Here is an 11,062-nt window from a genome sequence, read left to right on the forward strand (position 1 = left end):
AAAAATAATATTATAGCTGGATTGTTCCATCATAAATATGCACAGCAGGTCCTGTCATATAAAGTGGGTTTCCTGTACCTTTCCATTCAATTGATAATGATCCACCCGGTAAATTAACTTTCACTTTTCTATCTAATAAACCTTGGGAGATCCCCACCGCGACAGCGGCACAGGCACCGCTTCCACAAGCTTGAGTTTCTCCAGCACCACGTTCAAATACCCGTAAATGCAATGTATTTCTATCAACCACCTGCATAAAACCAATATTGGCGCGCTCTGGAAAGCGTTCGTGTTGTTCCAATACTGAGCCCAATGACTCAACTTCCGCAGTTTTGATATCTTCCACTTGGATCACGCAGTGCGGATTTCCCATTGACACCACACCACATAGAACTGTTCGTTCCATCGCTCTGATAATATAGGTTTTTTCTACTTTTTGAGCACGAAACGGTACTTTTTGTGGTTCAAACTCTGGCTCTCCCATATTGACACAAACATCTTCATTATCCATAACATGTAAGGTCATTCTGCCAGACTGGGTACTGACTTTTATTTCTCTTTTATTTGTAAGCCCTTTTAGTCTTACAAATCGAGCAAAACAGCGAGCACCATTGCCACATTGTGCGACTTCACTCCCATCAGCATTAAAAATGCGGTAATGAAAGTCCAATTCAGGATCATAAGGTGCTTCAACTACTAACAGTTGATCAAACCCAACACCAGTATGTCGATTGGCTAACCGGCAAATTAATTCTGGTGAAAAATAAACATTTTGGGTAACAGCATCAACAACCATAAAGTCATTGCCTAACCCATGCATTTTTGAAAATTGCATCTTAACCCTGCCTGAAACGGGTGTCCCGTTTCTAATATTGACTAATTGTTTTGTGTTGAGGAAGTCTCAACTTGCTGGGTTGGCTGGGATGACTGAGTCATATTTGCCTGAGTATCTTCAGGCGGGAAATAGAGAGGGCCTTTCAAGCCACAACCAGAAAGAGAAATCAGTGTTATTATAGCAAGGGTGCAACGTAAATACGTTTTCATTCGAAATCTGCCTATCATTAATTTGGTTAATATCCTCTATAATCGCAGTTAGATCTCGAAAAGCAAATAGGAAAATGAAGATGAACGATAGTGAATTTCACCAATTAGCTGACGAATTGATGTCAGAAATAGAACAAACCATTGATAATTATGAAGGTGATGCAGATATTGATTGTGAAATCAATGGTGGCGTAATGACATTAACCTTTGAAAATCATAGTAAAATTATCATTAATCGTCAGGAAGCCTTTCATCAAGTATGGTTAGCAACGCGTTCTGGCGGTTATCATTTTGATTGGAAAGGTACACAGTGGGTTTGCGATCGTAGTGGCGGGGAATTTTTAACCATGTTGGCTCAAGCAATCAGCGAACAAAGTGGTGAAGCATTTTCTTTTTAACACAAACAACTAAGTGATGGGTGCTGGAAAGTCCCCATCACTTCTCTATCGGTTTTGCCGTGTCGATTATCAATGATGATGTACAGCCTGATAATCATTAAATCCTTGAATAGGCTTAGTACTCATCTCTTCTTTTGGCGCTGTTTTACCTAGATCACTTAGCTTACCAAACGATCCCCCAGCAAAAGGCAGTACTTGCGTTGCTCCATCCACTTTCACGATTTGATAAAACTGTGGCAAATTGAAGTTGATAAAGCTTGAGCCATAAGTAAAGCGATCATGAGATGAAGAGTAAAAACGGCTGACATCTTTTACTAGCTCTTCTTTACTACCTTCGCAGTGAGAATAAATCTCCACTCGATTAGCTTCATCTAAGATATAGATATTAAAGACATTATTATCCTCTGTTGTTTCAAAGAAGAACTGAATAATCCCTTCACAAGCAAAACCATCAATCACCGCGGGCAGATAACGGGCATCTTTACCTAATTTAACGGGTAATCCATGCAATTTGTTGTATGAAATAGCCCCATAAAATTCAATGGCATTCTCCAACTTTTGCACAGAAACATTAAGACGTTCAAAGAACAATCCCCATGTTTGCCCTGCAATACGTAATGCTTTAAAACGCCCTGGCTCTAATCTATTGGTTGATAAACGCAATTCAATACATTCTGAGACTAACTGTTGAACACGGGTGCGAATTAAACCACGTAGATGCTGGCTATAACAAAAAACTTCAACCGATGCAGGTGGGGCCGCATCTTGGTGCATTTTACCTAAAATAGTTTTTAACGATTCCAACATCGATTGCGTACCATTAAAATGCAGCGTTCTCACTTCATTCCAAGAGTTACGATAGAGTAAATCGATACTGCCAATTAAGCATTGCTCTTCCTCGCCAAAGCTAAATACATCCAACTTTCTAAAATCAAAATGCACCACTTGATCAGAAAAACGCTCTGTTGGGTCGACTTCTAAATTGACAATAATGGCTAAATGTCTAATTTCACAAGGGCTATACAGTGCTTTAGGCGTCGGGGCAGGTAAACGAATAGGAAAATGACTCGAGATATCCCGCACTAATTCATGAAGTTTAATTTCATCACAAGAGGAGTCACCTTGATGAATATAAACCTGTGAATCTTTAGTAAGTAACCCATTAAAATAAGACCACGCCACTAATTTATTTAAGTAACGGTTATATTCTAACGGTTGATGACCAACAATATGTGCAAAATCAGGAGCCCGATTATAAAGATACCAACCACTACGATTAGCGCGTCCAGGTGGCACATAGATAAAGGTTAAATGAGGCTCGGATAAATCAGGAGAAATCTGTGGATTAACCAGGGTTACTTTACCCGGTAGCGCTTCAAAAGCGGCATAAAGCTTACGTGTTAATACACCAATATCTTGTGGACTAGCACTGACACTTAAGTTATTACGGCGCGCAAAACGAATAAGATTACGATAGCTTTGCATCATCGTATCTAATAATTCATTATGTGCGTTACGAACGCGCTCTATTTTCCAGCTATCACGATTATCTAATATCGCTAAACGTTCGTGATCCCACTGCCACTGCGTGACTAACTGAGATAATACTTGGCGTCGCCAACCTGCAGGTTCATTCTCATTTTTTTCATTAGATAATTTTTCACAAACTTTCAGGTAGAAACAGCGACGGATTAAATCAAGGCGGGTTAAATCATTAATCGAAACTAAATAGCGGGTTACGCGCTCAAGCATCATACAATATGCATCTAAACCGTAATTTACGATTTCACCACGATGAAGATGCTGTTTCATTTCTAATGCCAACAATTTGCCATTAGGGTAATCCGCGGAATAGGCTTCCAATAAAATACTTTTTAATACGGCTTTATAAGGTGAATCAACACTCTTATAGAGTTGCCACAGGCTTGCACCAAAATACTCTTCGGCAGAAAGCTCACCCAATCCACCTAAATCAAGCCATTCATTGGGCGTTAATACACCTTGGGCATAGAGTGAATTAACATATTCATCGTAATGGTACTCTTCTTCTACTGGTACCATCGTCCATAACAAACGTTTACCTGCAAGGCGAACAGCGGTACGGTAGAACTCATCAAGTAACAGGATATGCTGAGTTGAGCCGCAATCTTCCCCACCTAAGCTACCACTTGCATGATGACGGAAGCGGTTCTCATCAATTAAGAAAAAAGTAACATCAATACCTAATTCTCCTGCCCATTGTTCTATCAGTAAACATTTACGTTGTAAACGCGCACGCTCATCTTGGTCCAGCCAAGATTGGTGACAGACCCAAATATCAATATCGGAGCAGTGACTTTGCCCAATCGAGGAAGTACTTCCCATCGAATAGATACCCGTAATAGGTAACTCTCCGCTGGTGTATCCATTCATTGGCTCATCACATGATGCATTAGTCAGCTTATTAACCCATTGACGTTGCACGTCATCAGGTTCAAAGAAACATGTACCATGAGGGACATTTCCTTGAATATAGCCTGGCAACTGAGGGTGGTGGTAATGCAGTAAAACAGGAATTAAACCATACACCTGTTTAAACACATCACTCATCGATGCAAATGCACGTTCCAGCCTGAGTTGATTAATCGCATCCAGCCGTTGCTTCAGTGTTTCAATATAAAGATACAAGAGTTTCGCCTGAACAATACTAAGAAAATAGTAGAATCTGAGTTTATAAATTACCGAGCTTTAATTATTCAATTATTAATAGATAAAACTTTACTAACAAAATCTCGGAAACGTGATCAATTTAACACCTTGCAAGCAAGGCGTAAAGAGGCTCTCAAAATATAGCACCAAGATCTAAATTGCTTTTTTAGTCGCTTAATCGTATAAAGCAGAGCAAATAATGACTTTTATATCATAGAGATAGTCTATTTTACTTATAGAGAAAACATATAGAAAAAAGTGTTGATCGGCCATAAAACAGCTAAAATCGACGAGTTACCTTGTGATAACAAGTTGAAAAAAATACTTACCTTTACCTAAAAAAGAGCAAAAAAATAAAAATAAACATAACTCATTGATATATAATAACTATATATAGCATTACTTTTTTCTATGAGTTATCTATAAAAATAAGTAAATAATAACAATATAAACAATAAAATTAATTAAAGACATATTCAAACTTCATCATTGTCTATTTAAATAAAATTTAAATTTTCATTATTTATTTAATTATTTTATTTCTTTTTTATTAATTAATATTTTTGTTAATTTTTTGGGTGGTTTTATATTATAGAAAAAATAGATAGAAAAGGGTCACCTTAAAATAATGGTTGTTTTATCAATGTGTTCAGAAAATTCTGTAAGTCTCTCCTTTCTCTCCTCTCACTATTGTTAAATAAATTAATTTAATGTTTAAACATTGTAAATAACCACACTTTTTATATAGATATAAAACAGTAAAAAGATAAAAATAACGATTTTTACTATTTGTAATTCCCTTTTTTTATTTTTTACCTCACTAATATTGATTTAAAACCTCTTTATGTTTCATTGTTTCCTTACCACACCACGCCTTAACTGGAAAAATGAACCTTAAAGTGTTAAAACAAAGCCTTATTTATAAACAGAAATTATGCTAACTCGCTCGGAAGAGATAATAATATTATGCCAAAAAGTACCATCCGTATTGCTACACGCCAAAGCCCTCTTGCTATGTGGCAAGCGCTTTATGTTAAAGAACAACTACAAATCGCTCATCCGAGCTTAGTCGTTGAATTAGTACCGATGGTCACGAAAGGCGACATCATCTTAGATACCCCATTAGCGAAAGTGGGTGGTAAAGGGTTATTTGTCAAAGAGCTAGAACTTGCACTACTCAGCTCTCGTGCTGATATTGCCGTACATTCAATGAAAGATGTCCCCATTGATTTTCCTGAAGGTCTGGGATTGGTGACGATTTGTGAGCGAGAAGATCCCCGTGATGCCTTTGTCTCTAATCATTATGATTCATTAGAACAACTGCCAGCCGGAAGTGTCGTTGGTACCTCAAGCCTACGCCGCCAATGCCAATTAAAAGCACTGCGCCCCGATTTAATTATTCGTGATTTACGCGGTAATGTAGGAACCCGTTTAAGTAAACTCGATAATGGCGACTATGATGCTATTATTCTTGCTGTCGCGGGCTTAAAACGTCTTAAATTAACTGAGCGTATTCGTTCTTCTTTGTCTGCGGAACAATCTCTTCCTGCGGTAGGACAAGGTGCCGTTGGCATTGAGTGTCGCTTAGATGATCATGATACTCAAGCCTTATTAGCCGCCCTTAACCACGCAGATACTGCAACTTGTGTAAAAGCAGAACGTGCGATGAACACTCGCCTTGAGGGGGGGTGCCAAGTACCTATTGGTAGTTATGCAATTTGGCAAAACGACAAAATTTGGCTACGAGCATTAGTTGGCTCCCCTGATGGTAAAACTATTTTACGTGGCGAACGCTTAGTATCACCTGAAGATGCAGAGCAAGCTGGTATTTCTCTTGCCGAAGAGCTACTAGATAAAGGAGCTAGAGAGATTTTAACCGCTGTATATCAAGGTAATACAGCGATATGAGTATTTTAATCACTCGTCCTAGCCCAGCAGGAGAACAACTTACGCAACGCTTAATTGATGCGGGAAAGCATGCTTTTCATGCACCTTTAATAGAAATAGCCGCGGGTAAAGAGCTTTCCATATTAGAAAACAAATTAAATAAGCTAAGTACGGGTGATTACCTTTTTTTACTTTCTAAAAATGCGGTGTGGTACGCAAACTGGCAACTAAATCAATTACAACAATCGTGGCCAGATACGCTATTCTATTATGGAATAGGTCAAAGCACCGCAGAAGAGTTTCAGCAATTAACAGGACATTCTATACGTTATCCAGAATTTGGAGAAACCAGTGAAGACCTACTGGCCTTGTCTTCACTTCAACAAATAGAAAACAAGCGAGTACTACTACTAAGAGGCAATGGTGGTCGCGAACTACTTGCCACAACATTACGTCAACGCGGTGCAATTGTTGATGAATGTGAATGTTATCAGCGTCTATTTATTGATTATGTATCTGAAGAGTTTGCGCTAAAGTGGAAAAATGCCCAAGTGGATACCTTTGTGGTCACCAGTGGCGAAATGTTGCAACAACTCTTTTATCTAGTCGCTGGATCTGAAAAAGCATGGCTGTTAGACAGTCATTTAGTGGTGGTCAGTAAACGATTAGCAACAATAGCTAGCACATTAGGCTTTAAAAAAATAACCGTTGCTGAAAGTGCCAATAATGATGCTTTATTTCATGCATTAATATAGAACTTAAATGAGACGCCGATATGACGGAACAGAAAAATACGAATGAAAATGACTTGCAGAATGGTACATCAAAGGCTGATGACGATATCCGCTATCAAGAAGTAAAACCTGTAAACAATAAGCGTTCAGGTTTGATAGGGAGTGCCGTTGCGATCCTCGTTATTCTGGCAATCGGTGGTGGTCTTTATTATTACACCACTCAGCAAGCGACTAAACTAAGTACAGAAAACCAATCGCTAAAATCACAATTGGCACAATTACAACAATTGCAAGATACTTATCAACAACGTTTTGACAATATTGACAGTCAGTTTAACTCACAAAAACTCACTATTGATAAACTGCAAAATGAACGCCAAGTTACTGAGCGTCAAATCCAAAATTTACAAACGCAATTTGCTGCTATCTCAAGTGCAGATGTAAAGAGCTGGCTATTAGCGCAAGCTGATTTTATGGTAAAAATGGCGGGCCGCAAATTATGGAATGACCAAGATGTCGTCACAGCGGTAAGTTTATTAAAAGGTGCAGATAGTAGCTTAGCAGAAATGAATGACCCAAGCTTATTGGCCATCCGCCGCGCCATTAATGAAGATATTGGCAACTTAGCCGCGCTGAGCAAAATTGATAATGATGGTACTATTTTACAATTAAATCAGTTAGCTAATCAGGTTGATAACCTACGCTTATCTGGATTTGAGCGTGATGGCTCACCGATGGATAAAAATGATGAAGCCATTTCAGGCTCGCTTTCTGACTGGAAGCAAAACCTCAGTAAAAGCTGGAAAAGCTTTATGGATGACTTTATTACTATCCGTCGTCGAGACAGTACCGCTATTCCACTATTAGCTCCAAACCAAGATATTTATCTGCGAGAAAATATCCGCTCTCGTTTATTAATTGCATCTCAAGCGGTGCCTCGCCATCAAACAGAGATTTATCAACAATCATTAGAAGCGGTATCTACTTGGGTACGCGCCTATTTTGATACCACCGATCCGAATACAACGGCTTTCTTAGACAGTATTAATGAGCTTGAAAAGCAGCCTATTACTCTTGCAATGCCAACAGAATTAAAAAGCCTCTCTCTGTTAGAAAAACGAGTAGAAAAGCAGATCCGTAATTTGCTGACCCAAAACGAGACATCACAGCCAGAAGCGGTTGAAGCCAAAGATGCCGAAGCTACACAAGCCCCTTATGCGGTTGATGCAGCACAAGATAGTGCAACATCAGGAACAACGACATCAACAACCGTAGCACCACAAGGAGAATAAATTTATGTTCAAGATCTTACTCCTGTTTGTGGTATTGATTGCAGGGATAATCTTCGGCCCTGTATTAGCGGGTCATCAAGGTTATGTCTTTATACAAACCGATAATTGGGATATTGAAACTAGCGTTACCAGTCTTGTGATCATGTTTGTCCTACTGCAACTGATATTGCTCTTGCTTGGCTGGTGTTATCGTCGTTTTATTGGTACAGGCTCTAAAGCCTATAGTTGGTTCTCTTTGCGCAAACGCAGCCGAGCACGTAAACAAACACGGTTAGCATTAATGAAACTTGCGGAAGGTGATTTCAAACAAGTAGAAAAACTGATGAGCCGCAATGCCGATTATGCGGAACAACCTGTAGTAAACTATTTACTAGCAGCAGAAGCAGCACAACAACGGGGTGATGAGTTTAGAGTACAGCAACATCTGGAGCGTGCTTCTGAACTTGCTGATACCAATCAGTTACCCGTTGATATTACCCGAGTGCGCATTTTACTGGCGCAAAATGAAAACCATGCTGCTCGTACTGGGGTCGATGAATTACTCAATCAAGTACCTCGTCATCCGGAAGTATTACGCTTAGCAGAAACTGCGTATATACGTACAGAAGCTTGGCAAGCACTACTTGACATCATCCCTTCAATGCAGAAAATAGCCCTACATACAGATGATGAATTAGAGCAATTACGTCAACAAGCCTATATTGGGCTGATGGGACAGAAGATGTCCGAAAATGGTTGTGATGGACTGAAAAATTGGTGGAAGGCACAGCCTCGTAAGATCCAACATGATAATGGACTACGATTTGTATTAGCAGAACACCTTATTGAGTGCAACGATCCGCAAACTGCGCAGACGATCATTTTAGATGGGATCAAACGTCACTATGATGAACGCCTGATCTTATTGTTACCGCGCTTAAAAAACAGCGATCCAGACTCAATTTTAAAAGTGCTTAACTCACTAATTAAACAACATGGTCCGACACCATTACTCAATAGCACCGTCGGTCAAATTGCCATGCAACAAGGGCAATGGGCACAAGCAGAAACAGCATTTCGCAATGCATTAAAACAGCGTCCAGATGTTCATGATTTTGCGTGGTTGGCTGATGTGCTAGATAAACAGAATAAATCAGTTGAGTCAGCCAAAGTACGCAAAGATGCGCTATTAATGACGTTAAAAAAAGACTCTGTTATTTTTGACGAGCCTAAAACAAATAAAGCACTGCAATAAATACATCATTTCATTTATTGACCAAAACCCTCAAACACAAAATTGAGGGTTTTTTATTACTTTTAAAAAGCGTGTTGAACCAGTAGTACTACTTCAAGACACAAAATTAAAAATAAATAGACCCAAGCGATACGATAAAAACGATAAGGTATCCCTTTGTTATTTTGGTGTGTAAATGACAAATAATATTTTCTTGCTTGGTAAAACACCACGATATAAATCAGTGCGATCCCCTGACACAGAAAAGCGACATACTTCGCCCATGATTTTCCACCGATAATCAGCATGATCAGCGGGATCAAAAAAAACAATAATGGGCCAAACTTATCTATCAAAAAGAGCCTTTCTTGCGCAAGATACGCTTTTTGGTTATTTATCATCGTGATGCTACCCCCTATTTACCCTTGCGCTGGATAATAGCGTGATAGTGTTATCAATTCAAAAGGGATGAGATAAAAAACAGACAAAAAACACCCGTATTAAAAAATACAGGTGCATAAAATATACAATCAGGTCTACAGACGGATGGTGCCTCACTCAACGTTTCGTCCTGTTGGTGATGAATGGTGTTTCATCGATAACGTGGACGTAGGCACCGATAATCGGCTCTGCATCATTCCTAGGTTTATGAAGTCATATGCTGTCATAAGGAGTGGAATGAGCATCTACAGGATAAGTAATGCATTTAGCGTGCCAACTTGTATTTTCCGCCAATAAAAAATTAATTCCCAAACAGCATAAAACTAACTAATTGAATTTTTTAGGCGCCTTCGCCTGTATGGCGTATTTAAAATATAAAAGATCAGAGAGCGTATTTTTATCAGGCTATTGTTAAATAAAAAAGAAAAAATAAATTTGCCAACTCGTCTCTGTTTCACGACAGTTAAGCTAACACCAGTATATAATATATAAAAATCATTGAGTTAAATGTCACCTTTTAGCGACATCAAATTTGCCATGTGTTGTTTTTCACCGACAATAAAAAATATTTCATTTAAATTCATGATGTTACAGAAACTATTCTATTTCCTCATGATGCTCTTTTTATGTAGTATAAAATCAGGCAGTAATACAAATTATTAATAATCTTTAACTAATATACTTACACTGCCCTGTAAACAAATAGCCTAATGATCTCCCTTTTTAAACTAAAAGAGCCAACAACCTGCTTTAATCATGAATCATAGATAAATGGTCTATTGTGTTTAGGACAGTAGCAAAAGGACAAAAGAGAAAGGACAGAAGGAAGATACAACAATATAAATGAAATAAGACAATATCGCTGTCAATAGCTTGATAATAAATGCAAAAAAGCCTCGATATATATCGAGGCTTTTTCTTATTGGTCGGCGAGAGAGGATTCGAACCTCCGACCCACTGGTCCCAAACCAGTTGCGCTACCAGGCTGCGCTACTCGCCGTCTGAATGACTGCTCTTATCTTGTTTATGGTGCGAAGGGGGGGACTTGAACCCCCACGTCCGTTAGGACACTAACACCTGAAGCTAGCGCGTCTACCAATTCCGCCACCCTCGCATAAACAAAAACTAAGATAAGATGGGGTGGCTAATGGGACTCGAACCCACGACAACTGGAATCACAATCCAGGGCTCTACCAACTGAGCTATAGCCACCATAACAGCTATCTTACTACTTCTACAACAACGCTCTTCACCGTAACTCTTAGCACGCTTTAATGGCGCGCCCGACAGGATTCGAACCTGAGACCTCTGCCTCCGGAGGGCAGCGCTCTATCCAGCTGAGCTACGGGCGCTTCACGCCGTTGC

9 protein-coding genes and 4 tRNA genes are annotated in these 11,062 nt (G+C 39.2%); 5 read left to right on the forward strand and 8 right to left on the reverse strand.

Annotation, left to right across the window (positions count from 1 at the left end):
- Positions 1-10: 10 nt before the first annotated feature.
- Both dapF and lptM read right to left on the reverse strand, forming a co-directional pair.
- A complete protein-coding gene (dapF, locus tag HMPREF0693_RS14790) occupies positions 11-835 on the reverse strand; it encodes a diaminopimelate epimerase (protein WP_004246327.1) in 825 nt (274 codons plus the stop codon).
- A 41-nt stretch (positions 836-876) separates the two neighbouring features.
- On the reverse strand, positions 877-1,044 hold the full coding sequence (gene lptM / locus HMPREF0693_RS18660; RefSeq protein ID WP_004246328.1) for an LPS translocon maturation chaperone LptM: 168 nt from the start codon (positions 1,042-1,044) through the stop codon (positions 877-879).
- Positions 1,045-1,124: 80 nt separating this feature from the next.
- Here lptM and cyaY point away from each other — a divergent pair, with 80 nt between their 5' ends.
- Positions 1,125-1,442, forward strand: a complete 318-nt coding sequence (cyaY, locus tag HMPREF0693_RS14795; protein WP_004249659.1) for an iron donor protein CyaY — start codon at positions 1,125-1,127, stop codon at positions 1,440-1,442.
- Positions 1,443-1,511: 69 nt separating this feature from the next.
- Here cyaY and HMPREF0693_RS14800 read toward each other — a convergent pair whose 3' ends face one another.
- Positions 1,512-4,109, reverse strand: a complete 2,598-nt coding sequence (locus tag HMPREF0693_RS14800; RefSeq protein ID WP_004246330.1) for a class I adenylate cyclase — start codon at positions 4,107-4,109, stop codon at positions 1,512-1,514.
- Between the two features lie 987 nt (positions 4,110-5,096).
- On the opposite strand from HMPREF0693_RS14800, the gene hemC reads away from it, so the two are divergent.
- From hemC to hemY, 4 genes are read left to right on the forward strand one after another with little or no spacing between them, the layout of a single operon-like run.
- Positions 5,097-6,038, forward strand: a complete 942-nt coding sequence (gene hemC, locus HMPREF0693_RS14805) for a hydroxymethylbilane synthase (protein ID WP_004246331.1) — start codon at positions 5,097-5,099, stop codon at positions 6,036-6,038.
- Complete coding sequence (gene hemD, locus HMPREF0693_RS14810) at positions 6,035-6,772, forward strand: uroporphyrinogen-III synthase (protein ID WP_004246332.1); 738 nt, start codon at positions 6,035-6,037, stop codon at positions 6,770-6,772. The genes hemC and hemD overlap by 4 nt, the downstream gene beginning before the upstream one ends.
- A gap of 20 nt (positions 6,773-6,792) precedes the next feature.
- Complete coding sequence (hemX, locus tag HMPREF0693_RS14815) at positions 6,793-8,043, forward strand: uroporphyrinogen-III C-methyltransferase (protein WP_004246333.1); 1,251 nt, start codon at positions 6,793-6,795, stop codon at positions 8,041-8,043.
- 4 nt (positions 8,044-8,047) lie between these two features.
- Positions 8,048-9,277, forward strand: a complete 1,230-nt coding sequence (gene hemY, locus HMPREF0693_RS14820) for a protoheme IX biogenesis protein HemY (protein WP_004246334.1) — start codon at positions 8,048-8,050, stop codon at positions 9,275-9,277.
- A gap of 62 nt (positions 9,278-9,339) precedes the next feature.
- Here hemY and HMPREF0693_RS14825 read toward each other — a convergent pair whose 3' ends face one another.
- From HMPREF0693_RS14825 to HMPREF0693_RS14845, 5 genes are all read right to left on the reverse strand, one after another.
- The gene (locus HMPREF0693_RS14825; RefSeq protein ID WP_004246335.1) at positions 9,340-9,657 is read right to left on the reverse strand and encodes a hypothetical protein; all 318 of its coding nucleotides are present in this window, start codon (positions 9,655-9,657) and stop codon (positions 9,340-9,342) included.
- A 963-nt stretch (positions 9,658-10,620) separates the two neighbouring features.
- A tRNA-Pro gene (locus HMPREF0693_RS14830) sits at positions 10,621-10,697 on the reverse strand.
- Between the two features lie 27 nt (positions 10,698-10,724).
- Positions 10,725-10,811 (reverse strand) — tRNA-Leu (locus HMPREF0693_RS14835).
- 22 nt (positions 10,812-10,833) lie between these two features.
- A tRNA-His gene (locus HMPREF0693_RS14840) sits at positions 10,834-10,909 on the reverse strand.
- 63 nt (positions 10,910-10,972) lie between these two features.
- A tRNA-Arg gene (locus HMPREF0693_RS14845) sits at positions 10,973-11,049 on the reverse strand.
- Between the last annotated feature and the right edge of the window lie 13 nt (positions 11,050-11,062).

The sequence above is a fragment of the Proteus mirabilis ATCC 29906 genome (assembly GCF_000160755.1).
GTDB classification, from domain to species: domain Bacteria; phylum Pseudomonadota; class Gammaproteobacteria; order Enterobacterales; family Enterobacteriaceae; genus Proteus; species Proteus mirabilis.